This is a genomic window from Flavobacterium collinsii (genome assembly GCF_902804485.1).
Lineage (GTDB): Bacteria > Bacteroidota > Bacteroidia > Flavobacteriales > Flavobacteriaceae > Flavobacterium > Flavobacterium collinsii.
The window spans coordinates 22872-40130 of record NZ_CADCST010000087.1 but is presented as its reverse complement, the minus strand read 5'-3'; the positions used below and the strand labels follow the sequence as shown (position 1 = coordinate 40130).

Here is a 17259-nt window from a genome sequence, read left to right as displayed (position 1 = left end):
ATAAAATATTATTTTTTAAAACTACTGTTAAAAAATATTATTTTTTGTAAGAGTATACTAATTGTTAACATTGCATATGATTTTAGTCAACACTAAAAGCAAATAGGGATAGGTAAAAATATAAAAATGCTTTATTTTTACACTATCAATTATTTAAAACTAAACAAACAGAAATGGATTGGATTACTGCCAGAGAATTTGAAGATATCACTTATAAAAAATGTAATGGAGTTGCGAGAATTGCTTTTAATAGACCAAATGTTAGAAATGCCTTCCGTCCAAAGACAACTTCAGAATTATACCAGGCTTTTTACGATGCACAGGAAGACACTTCAATAGGAGTGGTACTGCTTTCTGCTGAAGGTCCGTCAACCAAAGACGGTGTTTATTCTTTTTGCAGCGGGGGCGACCAAAACGCACGCGGACACCAGGGTTATGTAGGTGAAGACGGTCAGCATCGCTTAAACATCCTTGAAGTGCAACGTTTAATTCGATTCATGCCTAAAGTTGTTATTGCAGTTGTACCAGGTTGGGCCGTTGGTGGCGGACACAGTTTACACGTAGTTTGCGATATGACTTTGGCAAGTAAAGAACACGCTATTTTCAAACAAACAGATGCCGATGTAACCAGTTTTGACGGTGGTTACGGATCTGCTTATTTAGCCAAAATGGTAGGACAGAAAAAAGCACGTGAAATTTTCTTTTTAGGTCGTAATTACTCTGCTCAGGAAGCTATGGATATGGGAATGGTGAACGCCGTAATTCCACATGACGAACTTGAAGCTACTGCTTATGAATGGGCACAGGAAATTTTACAAAAATCTCCAACTTCTATCAAAATGCTAAAATTTGCCATGAACTTAACAGACGACGGTATGGTTGGTCAGCAGGTTTTTGCCGGAGAAGCCACTCGTTTGGCTTACATGACCGAAGAAGCAAAAGAAGGAAGAAATGCCTTTTTGGAAAAAAGAAAACCAAACTTCGGAGAGAATAAATGGCTTCCATAATACGATTTTAGAATTTAGATTACAGATTTTAGATTTTTGAATCTGAAACTGGGAGCTAAATTTGAGATTAAATCCTAATTATATAATACAATTTAGAGGATAGATTTTAGAGTATTGCAATTCAAATTAAGAATCCAACAATCTAAAATCTAAAGTCTAAAATCTAAAATTAAAACAGAATGAAACATTGGATCGAAGCCGCTCGTTTGCGTACATTACCTTTATCAGTTTCCGGAATCATAGTAGGAAGTATATATGCCTTATCAAATCCGACGGCCACCATTAACACACCAACAGAAGTATTCAGTTGGAAAATTTTTGGCTTTGCACTTTTAACAACTCTTGGTTTACAGGTTTTGTCCAACTTTGCAAATGATTACGGTGATGGTGTAAAAGGTACTGATAATGCTGACAGAGTTGGTCCGCAACGTGCCATTCAGAGTGGTGTTATTACGCCACAGGCCATGAAAAAAGCCATTATAATTACTTCGTTTTTGACGTTGTTGTCTGCCATTGTACTAATTTATTTTGCTTTTGGCGAAAGTAATTTTGGATACTCTATCTTTTTCCTATTGCTGGGAATTGCAGCGATAGTTTCAGCAATTCGTTATACAGTGGGCAATTCGGCTTATGGATATAGAGGATTTGGAGACGTATTCGTTTTTGTTTTCTTTGGATTGGTAAGCACTTTAGGAGTAAACTTTTTATACTCGAAAGAAGTAGATCCGCTTTTGATTTTACCGGCTATTTCAATTGGTTTATTAAGCGTTGGAGTACTGAATCTGAACAATATGCGCGATGAGGAATCAGACCGTAAATCGGGGAAAAATACCATTGTAGTTCAGATTGGTGGTGCAAAAGCTAAAATTTATCATTTCACTTTGATTATTACAGCTATGTTGTTGGTTGTTATTTTTGCTTTTTTGAGTGATTATAACTTCGATCAGTATTTATTCTTATTGGCTTTTATTCCGTTAACGAAACATTTAATTACCGTTTATAAAAACCAAAATCCAAAGCTGTTGGATCCTGAATTGAAAAAATTGGCGCTTAGTACCTTTTTACTTTCGATATTGCTAACGGTATGTATGATTTCATTGATCTCAGATATTATTGTGAACCTCTTTTTAGGAGGGAGATAAAACAAAGTTCAATTTTAAAAATCAATTAAAATGAAAATAACATTTTACGGACACGCGTCTTTAGGTATTGAAGTTGGTGGAAAACATATTATTGTAGATCCTTTTATTACAGGAAACCCACAGGCAGCGGGAGTGGATATAACGACCCTGAAAGCCGATTATATTTTACTTACCCATGCACATGGCGACCATATTCTGGACGTTGAAGCAATTGCAGGACGTACTAAAGCGGTGATCGTTTCAAATGCTGAAATAGCAGACTACTATGCTAAATTAGGCTTCAGTTCACATCCTATGAATCATGGAGGAAGCTGGCAGTTTGATTTTGGAAGAGTAAAATATGTAAACGCTATTCACTCCAGCAGTTTTCCTGATGGAAGTTACGGCGGAAACCCGGGCGGTTTTGTAATCGAAGGCGAGCATAAGAATATTTACATTGCCGGAGATACAGGATTGACATGGGATATGAAATTAATTCCAATGCGAACCAAACTCGATTTGGCGATACTTCCAATCGGGAACAATTTCACCATGGATGTCGAGGATGCTATAATCGCTTCCGATTTTGTAGAATGCGACAAGATCCTTGGCTATCACTTTGATACTTTTGGTTACATTAAAATTGATCATGAAGATGCTATTCGTAAATTCTTCGATAAAGGAAAAGACTTGATGCTTCTTGAAATTGGAGAATCAATTGAATTATAGTTAACAATGACTGATACTAAATTTATTTGCGACTGCTGTGGTCATGAGCATGAAAGCTGGCCTGCAATTGCTTACAGTTCGCCTTCAGCTTACAACAAGCTTTCAGAACAGGAAAAAGAAGAAATTGCAGTTATTTATCAGGATTTTTGCGTCATTAAACAGGAAGATCATATCAATCGTTTTATAAGAGTGGTTCTGGTTCAGCAGGTTAACGATCATTGTGAAGATCTGGAGTATGGTTTTTGGGTTTCTTTAAGCGAAAACAGCTTTGAAGATTATCTGGAAAACGGAGAAGAGGAGAATCATGAAGCACAATATTTTGGATGGCTTTCCAATTACATTCCGCAGTATGAATTTTTAAATAGTATTCCAACAACCGTAGTCACCAAACCGGGCAATGAGAGACCTGAAATTTTTCCGCACAAAGATTTTGACCATCCTTTTGTGAAAGATTATTATAATGGAATCACCAAAGCCGAGGCTGAAAAAAGAATTCGGGAAATCTTAAAAAAATAAGGCCCGAAGTTTGTAAGAGATCTTTAAATAAATTTTTTAAAATGATTTTAAAAAAAATTGCCCTATTTCTTTTTAGCACCGCTTCCTGCAGCATTTTTGCGCAAAAAGATGGCTATTGGGACAAAGAACGTGCCACTACAAAAGAGATTATAGTTTCTGCCCGTGACAGAATTATGCTAAGAACAGAAGATTTACCTGTTGGAACCACAGAAATCGTCTACAGAATCACGCTTCTCGATGAAAATCAGGAAATGGCCAACAGTTTGGTTTCCGTTTTAAAATCAATTCCCGATCCAACCGGAATTAGTCAGGGATCGGCAGGAGCCGTTTTTCTGATGTCTAAAATTTCAGGCGACGATACCTGTACCTATGCCTTGTTTACGTCAAATGAAACAGCAAAAAAGTACATTACTGATGGAAAAACCGATAAAGCCTGTTACGATCAGAAAGACCCTCTGAGCAAAGATGCTAAACGATTGTCACTCGATAAATCGTCTTGTCTGGGGCAGAATGTAAATACACTCTGGTTTGGTTTTCACAGCAAAAACTGGCTTTTAAATCAAAAAATAGTTTTGGAAGTCGTGCCTTGGGTAGATACCAAACTCAATCGCGGATGGAATCAGGATAATAAAAATGAAATTATAAGCCTTTGCAAAACCTCTACCATGGCTCAGAAAATGGCTAATTCTGATGATTTTTGTGTTTGTATTCTTGAAAAAATCATGAAACAGTACCGCTATACAGAATTTCAAAAACTGCTGCCAATGGAGAAGAATAAAGCATATAAAGACTTTGGAAATAGCTGTTATAAAGATGCTGATATTTCTAAAAATGTTTATAATGATCTGAGAGCTCAGGCAGCTTCTTTAGTGAGACTTCAAAAATACAACGAAGCGATTCCAAAATTGAATACAATTATTAATGATGGAAAAGCAACTGCATTGGATTACAGTTCTATCGGATACTGTTATATTTTGACAAAACAGTACGGAAAAGCCCTTAAATTCCTGAAAGAAGGTGAGAAACTGGACGATACAGAGTTGCTGGTAAAATTAAATTTGGCACATGTCTACCTGATTAACGATGATTATAGCGAAGCAAAAGCCATTTACAAAAAGTACCAGTCACAAAACGTCACAGACAGTTTGAGCTGGAAAGAAAAAACAAAACAAGACTTTTTAGTTTTTCAAAAAGCAGGACTACCTTCAAAAGACTTCGAAAAAATCTTAAAACTCTACAATTAAAAGTAAAAGCTTTGTGAGTGTGTCTGTTCGTTTTGATATGGGATCACTTATATAGTTTAAGTAAAATATGAAAGCGACCTGTCACAAATACATGCTTGAGTTTAAAAGACCTTCCGGAACTTCCAGAGGTGTTATGACCGAGAAAGAAACTTGGTTTATTATTTTGGAAGAAGATGGCAAAAAAGGGATAGGAGAGTGCGGAATACTTCGTGGCCTGAGTGCTGATGATCGAGAAGATTACGAAGAAAAACTGCAATGGACCTGTCAAAATATTCATTTGGGAGAAGAAGCACTCTGGAATGCTTTGTTGGAATTCCCATCGATACAATTTGGAGTTGAAATGGCGTTTTTGTCTCTTAAAAATGAAAATCCGTTTGTTTTGTTTCCTTCGCATTTTACAGCCGGTTCAAAATCGATTGTCATAAACGGTTTGGTCTGGATGGGGGAAGCTTCCTTTATGAAAGAACAAATTGAAGAAAAATTAGCAACTGGATTTAATTGTATAAAGCTTAAGATAGGCGCTATTAATTTTGAAAAAGAACTGGAATTGTTAGCTTATATCCGCAGTCATTTTTCCGCAGAGCAAATTGAAATCAGGGTAGATGCTAATGGAGCTTTTGGTTTAGAAGAAGCTTTAGATAAGTTGAATCAATTGAATAAATATCACTTGCATAGTATTGAACAGCCTGTTAAAAAAGGAAATATTGCAGCAATGACTGATTTGTGTAAAACAACGCCATTCCCAATTGCTTTGGATGAAGAATTAATTGGGGCTTTTTCGTTGGAAGAAAAAGAAAGTCTGTTGCAAAAAATCAGACCTCAGTATATTATTTTGAAACCTAGTTTTATTGGAGGTTTCAAAGGTACAAAGGAATGGATTGATCTGGCAGATAAGTATCAAATTGGCTGGTGGATTACTTCGGCATTAGAAAGTAATATTGGTCTCAATGCAATTGCACAATGGACTTTCCTGCAAAACGCTGTAATGCCTCAGGGCTTAGGAACCGGAGGACTTTACACCAATAATTTCGATTGCCCACTTGAAGTTTCACAAGGGCAGTTATGGTACAATACTACAAAAGACTGGGATTTTGATTTTCTCAGTAACACATAAAAAAAACTGGCTTCAAGCCAGTTTTTAAGGTTATATTGATTTTGGATTTATTCTTTTCCGCCCTGTAAGTTGTCCTGCCAGTCTTTTAATTCCTGCCATTTGCCCTGGTAAGCAAGTAATGCTTGTCTTGCCCAGGTACTTGGATTATGAATGGCATAATTTTCACCTCCTGCATCCAGAATGGATTGCAGTTTTTCGGTTGAAGCTTCTGATAGTTCATGCCACGTTTTGATCCCTGCTGCATTGAATAATGCTTCAATTTTTGGGCCGATTCCTTCAACAACTTTCAAATCATTTTCTTTTATCTTTTTGCCATACACGGTTGCAGCCAGCGCACTGTCAAAGGGGATTAGAGGTGCTGTTGTAGCGGCAAATGATTGTGGTGCCGAGTTAATCTTAGCTTTTGCAGCCAGTTCAGCTTCCAGAGAAGAAATTTTAGCATTCAGATTTCGGGTATTTGCTTTACAGGCATCCAGATCAGCCTGTAAGGACAATGCAAGTGAATTGTCACCTTTAGAATTCATTTTTCCCAGTAAGTAACCCAAAATTCCACAGATTAAACCCACTAGTGCCGGTATTAAGATACAAGGTATATTCATGATCGTATATTTTGATTAATTATTTAATTGTGATAACAGTTCTTCTGTTGTTTGCTTTGCCTTCAGCGGTGGTATTTTCGCCAATAGGTTCATCCGGACCTTTTGACTCAGCGGTAATACGGTTACCATCAACCCCTTTTTTAGACAAATAATTCTTAGAAAACTCGGCTCTTTTTTGCCCCAGAGCTACGTTCGAATCACGATTTCCAACATTATCGCTATGCCCAACAGCCAGAATTACGGCTTCTTTTACGTGTTCCATATATTTTACTAAATCAGCAACTTTTTGTTCCTCAGCGGCTGTTAATTTATCACTTGATTTATTGGTATTGAAATGTAGAATTAACGGATCACCATTAATTTTTTCTTTCAGAATTATCCATTCATCAGTCACCACTGGAGTAGCAGCTCCGGGAGCATCAAATGTATATTCAGCAGGTCCTAATAATGTATCTTTTGTCATTTTCCACTTGTCGATCACTTCACCTTTTGTATTTAGCTGAGCGTCAGATACGCCTTGAGATACAAAATACTTCTTGATATCATTCGCTCTTGCCAGACCCAGATTTTCCGAAGCAGTTGAATTAGTTTCGTCTGAAGTTGCATAACCTGTTATGGTAATTTTTTGCTTCGGATTGGCAATCAAAAAGGTTTTAAGATTTTGAACTCCAATTGATACAGAATCACTCACAGGCAGAATCACTGCAAAACTGTTTTTCAGGAACTTGAGGTTATCATTGGTATGATAATCAATTCCTGAACCATTTAGAATAAAAGGGACAAAAGTATCGTCCTGAGCTACAACTATCGATACTTTTTCGGTTTCAACCGCAGGTGTTTTCATAGTACAATTGCAGCAAAATTTCAAATACAAAAAAGTACCTAAAATAATGGTTATTGCAATGCCTAATAGATAAAGTGCTTTTTTAGACATAAGTGATGAAGTTAAGATTCTATCAAATTTAACAAAAAAATAAATACATAACCCATTAATAATCAGTTATTTTAAAGTTATAGTTCTAATTATGAGTGCATTGTGAAAAAGAAGATTAAAACGTAATGATTCCTGTAATTTCAATTCTCAGGCCAAATTAAATTAAGTAACTTGCATAAAAATTAAATTCAGGCATCAAAATGGTCGAAATAGAAAGAAAGTTTCTTGTAAAATCAGCTGATTTTAAAGAGCAGGCTTTTACACAGAACAAAATTGCTCAGGGCTACTTAAGTGCTGTTCCCGAAAGAACCGTTCGTGTGCGTATTAAAGGCGAAAGAGGGTTTATTACGATAAAAGGAATCAGTCATCAGGGTGGAATGTCCCGTTTTGAATGGGAAAATGAAATTCCGCTTGACGAAGCGTTGGAATTGCTTAAACTGTGTGAAAAAGGTAAGATTGAAAAGACGCGCTATGAGATAAAATCAGGAAAACACATTTTTGAAGTAGACGAATTTTACGGAGAAAATGAAGGATTGGTGATGGCCGAAGTAGAACTGGAATCGGAAACAGAACCTTTTGAAAAACCGGATTGGCTGGGAGAAGAGGTAACGGATGATCCACGGTATTACAATGCTTATCTGAGTAAGAATCCTTTTAAAGAATGGAAGAAGTAAAGTTTATGGAAGTATATGATTTGATTATTGTAGGGGGTGGTCCAATTGGTCTGGCCTGTGCAATCGAAGCTCAGAAAAAAGGTTTGCGTTATCTGATTATTGAAAAAGGCGCTCTTGTGAATAGTATTTTCAATTATCCTTTGTACATGACTTTTTTCTCCACTGCTGAAAGACTTGAAATTGGAGATATTCCGTTCAGTTGTCTGGCGCCAAAGCCAGGCCGTCAGGAAGCGTTGGAATATTACCGAAACATTCACCGATACTTTAATTTTTCGATTCAGTTGTTTGAAAAGGTGACACAGGTTGAAAAGCAGGCTAATGCTTCCTTTAAAATTACCACCGACAAGACCGTTTATGAAGCCAAGAATGTTGTGATTGCAACCGGCTTTTATGATATTCCGATTGAAATGAATGTAAAAGGGGAGCAGCTGCCAAAAGTGCGTCACTATTATAAAGAAGCCCATGAATATGCTTTCAGGAATGTTCTGGTTGTAGGAGCAAATAACTCCTCGGTAGATGCAGCGTTGGAATGTTGGCGAAAAGGAGCAAATGTGACGATGGTTATCCGAAAAAACGTGATCAACAGCAGGGTTAAATACTGGGCCAAGCCCGATATTGAAAACCGTATTGCCGAAGGCAGTATTAAGGCTTATTTTGAATCGAATATCACTGAAATTCGTGAAAATGAAGTCGAAATAGAAACTCCTACGGGAAAAATTACGCTCGAGAATGATTTTGTACTTGCGTTAACCGGTTACAAGCCAGATTTGACCTTTTTGGAAAAAATGGGAATACAATTAGCGGAAGACGAGTTAAGAACTCCAACCTACCATCCGGAAACCATGGAAACGAATGTAGAGGGTTTGTTTTTGGCCGGTGTAATTTGCGGAGGCATGTACACGCACAAATGGTTTATCGAAAACTCCCGTGTTCATGCTAATATGATTGTGGATTATATTACTTCAAAATAAATTTATAGTCCCGAATTCACGAATTTTACTTTCGTAAGTTCATAAAAGTAAAATTCGTGAATTCGCGGCTAAAAAAAACTAAAAACCGCAGAAAAGCATTGAATAGCTGATCTGCGGTTTTCGTTTCTTCAAAGGAAGCTCATAAAATAAATTCGTGAATTCGTGGCTAAAAAAACTAAGAGCTACAGGAAAGCATAGAACAACCTACTTTAGACCTTGCCCAATCCGGGCGTTTGGCGAACCATTTTTGGTATTCCGGCTGTTCGTCATAAGGCTTCTGCAATAGGGTATAAAGCTCATCGATTAGCGAATAATCGTCTTTGTCGGCTGCATCAATCGCCAGTTGCGCCATATAGTTTCGCAATACGTACTTTGGATTTATAGTATTCATTTTTTCAGCACGCTCCTGGTCAGAGAGTGATTCTGTTTGAAGCCTTTCAAGATAGGCCGTAAACCAGTTTTGCCATGATTCTAAAACGGTACCTGAAATTTGTTCCGGAATATAAAATGCCTCCTTAATTTTTTCTAGTGCTTTTTCAACAGAATCTGATTTTTGAATGTTGCTCAAATTTCGAAAGAAAATGGTCATATCCGTCTCTGATAATTGCAGCGTACTTTCTAAAGCAGTAATTAGTTCGCTATCAGTTTCGATTGAAGTGAGCAGTCCTAATTTGCTTAAAAACATTGTTTTGTAATCTGAATCAAAATCGGTAATAAACGATTCCAGTATTTTTTCTAAAGGTTCGGCTTCATTGATTAATGGATAAATGGCATTGGCCAGTTGGTACAAATTCCATTGTGCAATCTGTGGCTGATTCCCAAAACGATACCTTCTGTATTGACTGTCGGTTGTATTGGGTGTCCAGTTTGGATCATAGTTTTCGAGCCAACCATAAGGGCCATAATCAATAGTGATTCCATGAATCGACATATTATCAGTATTCATCACACCGTGTACAAAACCTACACGTTGCCAGTGCAGAATCATTTCGCGAGTTGTATCGGCTACGGTTTTAAAGAATTGTAAATACTGTTCTTTAGGTTCTCCCTTAATTTCGGGGAAATAATGTTTGATGTTGTACTCAACAAATTGTTTTAGATTTTGAAGCTCATTTCGGGCTGTCAGCATTTCGAAGCTACCAAAACGGATAAACGAAGGAGCAACACGGCAAACAATGGCTCCATTTTCGTACGCTGAATTTCCGTTGTATAAAATATCGCGTAAAACCTGATCTCCTGATGTTATAAGTGAAAGCGATCGGGTAGTGGGAACGCCTAAATAAAACATGGCTTCGGCACACAGATACTCTCTCACAGACGAACGCAGAACAGCCAAACCATCGGCGGTTCGGGAATAGGGTGTTTTTCCTGCGCCTTTTAACTGTAGTGTAAAAGATTTACCATTGTGTTCGACTTCTGTTAAATTAATAGCACGACCGTCACCCAATTGTCCGGCCCAGTTTCCAAACTGATGCCCTGCATAACACATGGCGTACGGATGCGTTTCCGGAAGAATTTCTTTTCCTGAAAAGACATCTAAAAAGGCTTCAGACTTAATTTCATCTGCCGAAATTCCAAACGATTCTGCTACTTCTGCGGAAGCATGAATAAGTTTAGGATTTGATGGTTTTGTTGGATTTACATAAGAGAAAAGCGCATTGGAGACCTGACGAACTTCATTGGTTTCGTTTGCATCTGCAGGCAGTTCAGCGGTAAATCGATTATTTATTTTTAAATTTTTCATTGAGATTCTTTTCTTTACAACAGCTTGAAATAACTTAAATTCTTTCTGCTTTAGCAGCGTAAAATAATGGAGATTTTCTTTTTAAGCATTGGAAAAAGGGTTTATTTAGTCAATTAGTCTGTCAGCGTACATTTTTTTCAGTTTGTGTACTTTAGGATCAATTACGATTTGACAGTAACGCGCTTCCTGATTGTTGTTATAATAATTCTGATGATCTGCTTCGGCTTCATAGAAAACTTCAAACGTAATGAGCTGTGTCACAATCGGATCTTCGTAGAAAGCTTTTACTTCCTCAAAAACCTGTTCTGCCACTGCTTTTTGTTCGTCATCGTGATATAAAACGATCGAGCGGTATTGTGTTCCGCTATCCGCACCCTGACGGTTTAAAGTGGTAGGGTCGTGGCTTGTCATGAATATAAAAATCAAATCGTGGTATGAAATTATGTCAGGATTAAAGGTGACTTGTATGACTTCTGCGTGACCGGTTCTGCCAGTACAAACTTCACGATAGGGCGGGTTTTTAATAAAACCTCCTGAATACCCTGATTTTAAGGATTCTACTCCTTTTAAACGCTGAATTACAGCTTCAATACACCAAAAACATCCTCCACCAAAAGTGGCAACTGATAAATTTCCCATAAAATAGTATTGTTTAAATTTTTAATGCCTATTAATCCGATAGAATATTGTGATAAATTATTAGTAAAAAGATAGTTTAAATAAAGAAACTAAACAGTTATTTATCTTTTGAAGTTTACAATTGATAAATTCGCAATTCTATAAAAAAGCAATATATTTGCAATCAAACTCAGGCACACTAATGAACAGCAAAAATAGTACCATCACTTTAGAAACCTATTTTCAGGATTTTAGAAAGAATATTGTAGGAATTAATCAGGAATTTACGTCTCCATACGGTAAAAAACAGATTATTTATACCGATTGGACTGCCAGCGGAAGGTTGTATCGACCTATTGAAGAGAAAATCCTCAATGAATTCGGGCCTTTTGTAGCTAATACACATACAGAAACTACCGTGTCAGGTACTGCCATGACAAAAGCATATCATCATGCCAGAACGATTATCAAGCGTCATACGAATGCTAATAATGATGATGTTCTGATTACAGATGGAACCGGAATGACAGGTGTGGTCAATAAGTTTCAACGTATTTTAGGTTTAAAAATCCCCGAGAATTTAAAAGAGTGTACGGTTGTTCCTGCTGAAAAACGTCCTGTTGTTTTTATTTCCCATATGGAACATCATTCGAATCAAACGTCCTGGTTAGAAACGATTGCTGATGTTGAAATTATTCCATCTTGTGAAAAAGGACTTTTTTGTCTGGATAATTTAGAGCAATTGTTAGAGAAATACCGTGACAGAACGATCAAAATAGCTTCTATTACATCCTGTTCGAATGTTACAGGTTTAAAAACACCGTTCCATGAGGCCGCAAAGTTAATGCACAAGCACAATGGCGTTTGTTTTGTTGATTTTGCGTGCTCAGGCCCTTACGTAGAAATCGATATGCATCCCGAAGATCCGGAAGCATATTTAGATGCTATTTTCTTTTCTCCACATAAATTCTTAGGAGGCCCTGGAACTTCTGGCGTTTTAATTTTTAATAAAAAGTTATACAATAATATGATCCCGGATTGTCCCGGAGGAGGAACAGTGAGCTGGACCAATCCGTGGGGCGAACATAAATATATAGATAACATTGAGGATCGCGAAGATGGCGGTACTCCGGGGTTTCTTCAGGTTATTAAAACTGCCCTGGCTATTGAGCTAAAAGAGGAAATGGGAATCGAAAACATTCTGCAACGCGAGCATGAGATTGTAGACTATGTTTTTAATGAGTTAGATCCAGTTTCTAATATTAAAATCCTGGCAGGACAGCATAAGAATCGTTTGGGGGTTGTTTCGTTTTTTATCGAAAATCTTCATTTTAATTTAGGAGTGAAATTATTGAATGATAAATTCGGAATTCAAACCAGAGGTGGATGCAGTTGTGCTGGAACTTATGGCCACTTTTTACTGCACGTAGATCAGGAAACTTCCAATAAACTGGTAAACGAAATTACTATTGGAGATTTAATCAAAAAACCGGGATGGATCAGAATGTCAATTCACCCAACCACTACTGATGAAGAAATTGCTTATGTTTGCGAAAGTATTAAAGATTTAGCTAAAAACCATACAGAATGGGCTTTAGACTATTCTTATAATAAAAACACCAATGAGTTTATTCATAAGAACGCCACTTCGTTTGAAGATGAGTTAGTAGCAGGCTGGTTCAAATCATAGCTTTTTTATAACAAAGTTTGGCTCTTGCATTATTTTAACCGTAAAGAACGCAAAGAATTTATTTAAAACTTTATCATTATAAACACAAAGTCCGCAGAGTTATATACATTTAACTTTGCGGACTTTGCGTTTATTTAAAATCTAATATTTAAAAAACTTTGTGTTCTTTGCGGTTAAATTTTTGTTTCACGATCTACATAATCAAGCGAACTCCGCCCAGATCTGAAATTCGGTAAGAGAATTTGTTTCCTGGTGAACCAATGAACATAAAGTTTTTAGGGATATTCCATTTTATAGAAAGTTCATCGATAATTTCAGGGCCAAAAACACCTTGTATTTCAAGGTATTCAATGTCAATATCATCGTAGGCACGATCCAAAACTTCCAGATCTTTTATTAATTCTTCGTTGTTTGAAGGACCATTTTTAACGTAAACGATTTTTAGTTTTTTGGTCGTTTCATTGTTTTCAACATATTGTAATACTTTATTCAGGATGGCAATATCGTCACCTTTGGTAAAAAAGACAAATTCCTGCGAGTTGATCTGTACACTCATTTTTTGTAAATACCGATTACTTATGATCACCATTCGTCGTAAGGGCTGGTAAAAGTACTCCAGAGCTTCGATCAGAAGTCTTATCAGAATGACACGATTTAACATGATGCCAATGAAGAGCAGGGAAGGAACCATGTATTTCAAAAAGGTATAGAAAGCATTGATGTTGAGTTCCATGTTTCCGATGAAAGCTGCAATAATAAAAGAAACGGCAACGACTACAGAGATGCCTCGTGCGCGCTCTGGACGGGGTAGTTTTCGGCGTTTGAATTTGAGTAGTAAATTTCCAATTCCAAATAAGGCCATTACCGCAAGAAAAGAGAACGTGTAAACTCCTGCTAAAGACTCTAAGTGTCCATTTGTTGCAAAAAGTACCGAAATGCACAGCACCAAGAAGCTAATCACAATGCGGTAGTGAGATCCTCGCTTGTTTTGTTTCAGAAAATAGTTGGGTAGAATTCGGTCTAAGGTCATTCGATTTAATAAACCTGAAACTCCCACGAAGGAAGTTAATACGGCTCCGCATAAAACTAAAACGGCATCAATAGAAATAAGCCATGCCAGCCAGGAACCACCAGTAGTTTGTCCCAAATGAGCCAGTAGTGATTCTTTATTAGCACCCACTTCGGTTAACGGAATGATACTGATTAACAAAATGGCGATTACCGGGTTGAAAAAGCTAACAATGGCCCACATGTTGCGCAACGTTTTCGGAAAAACTCCCGCTTGCTGTTCTTCTACAAAGTTGGCGGAACTCTCAAAACCCGAGATTCCAAGCATAGCGGCTGAGAAACCTAAAAACAAAGCCGTTTTAATGTTTCCATAAGCAATGGGAGTCTGCCAGTTGATGTGGAAAGTTTCTAAACCGTTATTCAGGATAAACCAAAGCGAAGCCAGTACAAGTAGGCTTAAAGTGGCTAAATGAGTGATAAAGATAATTACCGCTACAAAAGCCGATTCTCCAATGCCTAATATGGCTAGCCCTGTAAAAAGGACCAAAACAACGATGGTTGCCACGGTCACATTTAGACTTTCAAAAATCCCATGCAAATAGTGCATGCCTTCTGAAGCCGAAATCACTGCTGTTGCCATATAAGACAAAACAGTTAAGGTAGCAGCCAAAGAAGCCAAACGTTTGGTAGAAGTGTTGAGCAGAACGTTGTAAGCCCCTCCGTTTAGTGGAATTGCGCCTACAACTTCTCCGTAAATTTTTCGGAATAAGAATAAAACGACTGCAACAATTAAAAGAGAAATCCAGGCGTACTGCCCGGCATATAAAATGGTAAGAGCTGAAACGTATAAACAGGAAGAACTAATATCATTTCCGCAAATTGCTGTTGCCTGTAATTGATTTAATTTTTTGTGTACAATTTCTTTCATAGAGATTCAAGATTTACAACACGATTAACTCCAAAAAAATAGTAACAGACAAGCGAATTCTAATAAAAGAGGCGGGTAGTTGAATAGAAACTAAAAGGAAATTTTAGCTAATGTGCATATTTGAATTTTCAATTTAAGAAAATTATTTGGATTCCTGAAACTTTTTTAGGGACAACAGCGCCTGTTCCTGAATTTTGCTTTGAAAAAATCCTGTCCAGCCCATTAAATATCCGGTAAAACCAAAAGCCTGTTTCGACCATTTCCAGACATCAAAACTATCTGTATGTTTGATGATTAAACCGTCCTGAAAAGCAAATTCAGCAGAAATTCGATTGATAACTTTTCGATTGGTCTTACTAAAATTATAAGTTGCAACCCATTTGGCAGTACCTGAAAAATCGTCTGCTTTAATATCTGAAAATTCAATTTTAATATTGCCTTTGCTTTTTAAAATCAACATTTCCCACATTTTAGAAACCTGATCTTCTTTTAGTAAGCCAAAAGCAGGATCAATAAAATGAATCTTAGGATGATAGCATTCACTCATTGTTTTGGCGTTGGAATTGGCAAAAGCGGTATAGAATTTTGTAATTAAGGCTTCATTCGGATTCATGGAGAATAATGTTTAGATTGTAAAAATAAGATTTATTAGGTTAAAATAAATACTTATAAAGTACTAATTGCTGCTGCGGTGTCAAATGTTTTTTTAGATTTATCAAATGCTGTTGAGAAGTACGCCATTCTGTTCAGAGCCGTAAAATATCCGGTTTGATCTCCAAATGCTGTAGTGTTACCTTTGATAATAAACCGGATGGCTTTAATATCAGTTTTTTTTAGCTTATTCATTTCGGCAGGAGTGAAATAGTAATAAGATGTAGTTTTTCCGTCAAGGGTTTCTTTGATATTTTTATCTACACAGGCAATTACGTCTCCATTGACTAAATCAACATATACGCCACCTGAGATTTGGGTTTTGTCGTTAGAAATTCCTATGCTTAGTTTTAGAACCCCTCCTTTGTCTGTTTTGGCAATCTGAACCTCTGTTTCTCCGGTAAAAACATACTTTTCACAAATAAAAGTATAGGCAGTTGTTGCAGGAAATGGTTTCGAACCCTTTACAATTATAGTTTGCTGTGCGCTTACGAAACCGGAAATTAACAGTAATATTAAAAGAGGAAGTTTTAAATTCATAGGTTTTACTTTATTGTTCTGTTATTTTTGAATCAAATTTTTCGTCCCAATCCATTGACTTTATGGCTGAAATCAAATTGTCTTCGTTTACAAAAACGCGCAATTCTTTGTTGGCCACTTTTTTGGTATACTGCGCATGGTATCGATAAATAACCTCATGTTTGGTTTTGTAAACACCATCAAGTTTTAAATCGATGAAATTTCCGTAGTACTGTCTAAATCTTTGACAGGTTTTGGTTAAACGATCTTCGGTCGTATTTTCCATAACCGACTTGGTAACTTCCGTTTCATTAAAAGGCTTGAATTTTGAGGAATTGCAGGTTTCTAAGACTCTTTTTCCTAACTCATACGCTTTTCTCTGCTGATTGGAATTTATTTCGGCAGCAGTGACTTTTTTAATTTTTAAATCTTCAGTATCTCTATTGATCGTTTTCGATTTACATCCAATTAATAACAACAAACATATAATCAATCCTGCTTTCTTCATAACTATTTAAGTAATTTTTAATAATAAGTTGGGGTCTGGACAGTTTTCGATGTAAAAATTCAGGTCATTTGTATTGCAGACGCCGGGATAATCGCCTGCATACGTTTCGATGTTTCGTATAATCTGAAAGTGAACATGTGGAGCGTAATCTCCATTAACAGAGGAGCTTCCTAAAGTTCCAATTTTTTGGCCTTTATGAAAAAATGTCCCAACACTAAGGTTTTCTATACTTTCTAACGATAAATGCCCGTATAAAGTATAAAATTTTTCATTTTCTATTCGATGCTCTAAAATTATGGTTGGGCCATAATCGCCCAGACCTATATTGTTTTTAAAGCTGTGTACTTTTCCGTCAAGTGGTGCCAGTACCGCTGTATTTACTTTGGTCCATAAATCCAGCCCAATATGGATGTTGCGTTCAGGGATATTGCTATTTTTAAAAATAGTACTGCGCTGGTAGATTGTTCGTCCCTCGATATAGCCGCCGTAAGCTACTTCGGCATCATTTTTCTCCAAGTAAGTTGCAATAAAATCTTCAAATTCTTTGGTGTTGGTAGGTTTGAACTCGGCAAGTTCCTGATTGGTTACAGACAAATCTAAAGGGATGTATTTTGAAATGTCAATGGTGGAATCAATTACTTTAGTAGGAGGTAAGGCTTTTAAAATAGAGGCAAGAGGTTTCAT

At 36.8% G+C, this 17259-nt stretch carries 18 protein-coding genes; 9 read left to right on the top strand and 9 right to left on the bottom strand.

The window, feature by feature from the left end:
• The first annotated feature begins 173 nt into the window (after window positions 1–173).
• The 6 genes from FLA105534_RS13470 to FLA105534_RS13445 all read left to right on the top strand — a co-directional run bounded on the left by FLA105534_RS13470 (window position 174) and on the right by FLA105534_RS13445 (window position 5731).
• Window positions 174–1007, top strand: coding sequence for a 1,4-dihydroxy-2-naphthoyl-CoA synthase (locus tag FLA105534_RS13470; protein ID WP_017498510.1), 834 nt, complete (start codon window positions 174–176; stop codon window positions 1005–1007).
• A 179-nt stretch (window positions 1008–1186) separates the two neighbouring features.
• The gene (gene menA / locus FLA105534_RS13465; protein ID WP_173966644.1) at window positions 1187–2149 is read left to right on the top strand and encodes a 1,4-dihydroxy-2-naphthoate octaprenyltransferase; all 963 of its coding nucleotides are present in this window, start codon (window positions 1187–1189) and stop codon (window positions 2147–2149) included.
• 30 nt (window positions 2150–2179) lie between these two features.
• Window positions 2180–2857 (top strand): metal-dependent hydrolase, encoded by a 678-nt coding sequence (locus FLA105534_RS13460; protein ID WP_173966643.1) that lies wholly within the window; start codon window positions 2180–2182, stop codon window positions 2855–2857.
• A 6-nt stretch (window positions 2858–2863) separates the two neighbouring features.
• Complete coding sequence (locus FLA105534_RS13455) at window positions 2864–3373, top strand: DUF2199 domain-containing protein (RefSeq protein ID WP_173966642.1); 510 nt, start codon at window positions 2864–2866, stop codon at window positions 3371–3373.
• A 41-nt stretch (window positions 3374–3414) separates the two neighbouring features.
• A complete protein-coding gene (locus tag FLA105534_RS13450) occupies window positions 3415–4617 on the top strand; it encodes a tetratricopeptide repeat protein (protein WP_173966641.1) in 1203 nt (400 codons plus the stop codon).
• A gap of 67 nt (window positions 4618–4684) precedes the next feature.
• Window positions 4685–5731: an o-succinylbenzoate synthase gene (locus FLA105534_RS13445; protein ID WP_173966640.1), complete on the top strand. Its 1047-nt coding sequence runs from the start codon at window positions 4685–4687 to the stop codon at window positions 5729–5731.
• 47 nt (window positions 5732–5778) lie between these two features.
• Here FLA105534_RS13445 and FLA105534_RS13440 read toward each other — a convergent pair whose 3' ends face one another.
• Window positions 5779–6330 (bottom strand): hypothetical protein, encoded by a 552-nt coding sequence (locus tag FLA105534_RS13440; RefSeq protein ID WP_173966639.1) that lies wholly within the window; start codon window positions 6328–6330, stop codon window positions 5779–5781.
• A gap of 19 nt (window positions 6331–6349) precedes the next feature.
• Window positions 6350–7264: an OmpA family protein gene (locus FLA105534_RS13435; RefSeq protein ID WP_173966638.1), complete on the bottom strand. Its 915-nt coding sequence runs from the start codon at window positions 7262–7264 to the stop codon at window positions 6350–6352.
• A gap of 200 nt (window positions 7265–7464) precedes the next feature.
• Between FLA105534_RS13435 and FLA105534_RS13430 the strand changes: the two genes are divergently transcribed.
• Window positions 7465–7938, top strand: coding sequence for a CYTH domain-containing protein (locus FLA105534_RS13430; protein ID WP_173966637.1), 474 nt, complete (start codon window positions 7465–7467; stop codon window positions 7936–7938).
• A complete protein-coding gene (locus FLA105534_RS13425) occupies window positions 7926–8909 on the top strand; it encodes a YpdA family putative bacillithiol disulfide reductase (RefSeq protein ID WP_173966636.1) in 984 nt (327 codons plus the stop codon). Before FLA105534_RS13430 ends, FLA105534_RS13425 begins: the two co-directional genes overlap by 13 nt.
• 175 nt (window positions 8910–9084) lie before the next feature.
• Here FLA105534_RS13425 and FLA105534_RS13420 read toward each other — a convergent pair whose 3' ends face one another.
• Both FLA105534_RS13420 and msrA read right to left on the bottom strand, forming a co-directional pair.
• Window positions 9085–10653 (bottom strand): protein adenylyltransferase SelO, encoded by a 1569-nt coding sequence (locus tag FLA105534_RS13420; protein WP_173966635.1) that lies wholly within the window; start codon window positions 10651–10653, stop codon window positions 9085–9087.
• Window positions 10654–10758: 105 nt separating this feature from the next.
• Window positions 10759–11292 carry a peptide-methionine (S)-S-oxide reductase MsrA gene (gene msrA, locus FLA105534_RS13415; RefSeq protein ID WP_173966634.1) on the bottom strand — a complete coding sequence of 178 codons (534 nt, stop codon included), beginning with the start codon at window positions 11290–11292 and terminating at the stop codon, window positions 10759–10761.
• Window positions 11293–11473: 181 nt separating this feature from the next.
• On the opposite strand from msrA, the gene FLA105534_RS13410 reads away from it, so the two are divergent.
• Window positions 11474–12961 carry an aminotransferase class V-fold PLP-dependent enzyme gene (locus FLA105534_RS13410; protein ID WP_173966633.1) on the top strand — a complete coding sequence of 496 codons (1488 nt, stop codon included), beginning with the start codon at window positions 11474–11476 and terminating at the stop codon, window positions 12959–12961.
• A 193-nt stretch (window positions 12962–13154) separates the two neighbouring features.
• On the opposite strand, the gene FLA105534_RS13405 is transcribed toward FLA105534_RS13410, so the two are convergent.
• The 5 genes from FLA105534_RS13405 to FLA105534_RS13385 all read right to left on the bottom strand — a co-directional run bounded on the left by FLA105534_RS13405 (window position 13155) and on the right by FLA105534_RS13385 (window position 17259).
• Entirely contained in the window at window positions 13155–14897 is a 1743-nt protein-coding gene (locus FLA105534_RS13405) for an APC family permease (RefSeq protein WP_173966632.1), read from the bottom strand.
• Window positions 14898–15039: 142 nt separating this feature from the next.
• Window positions 15040–15510, bottom strand: a complete 471-nt coding sequence (locus tag FLA105534_RS13400) for a nuclear transport factor 2 family protein (RefSeq protein WP_173966631.1) — start codon at window positions 15508–15510, stop codon at window positions 15040–15042.
• Between the two features lie 53 nt (window positions 15511–15563).
• A complete protein-coding gene (locus FLA105534_RS13395) occupies window positions 15564–16088 on the bottom strand; it encodes a hypothetical protein (RefSeq protein WP_173966630.1) in 525 nt (174 codons plus the stop codon).
• Window positions 16089–16098: 10 nt separating this feature from the next.
• Window positions 16099–16575 carry a hypothetical protein gene (locus FLA105534_RS13390; protein WP_173966629.1) on the bottom strand — a complete coding sequence of 159 codons (477 nt, stop codon included), beginning with the start codon at window positions 16573–16575 and terminating at the stop codon, window positions 16099–16101.
• A 6-nt stretch (window positions 16576–16581) separates the two neighbouring features.
• Window positions 16582–17259, bottom strand: coding sequence for a peptidoglycan DD-metalloendopeptidase family protein (locus FLA105534_RS13385; RefSeq protein ID WP_173966628.1), 678 nt, complete (start codon window positions 17257–17259; stop codon window positions 16582–16584).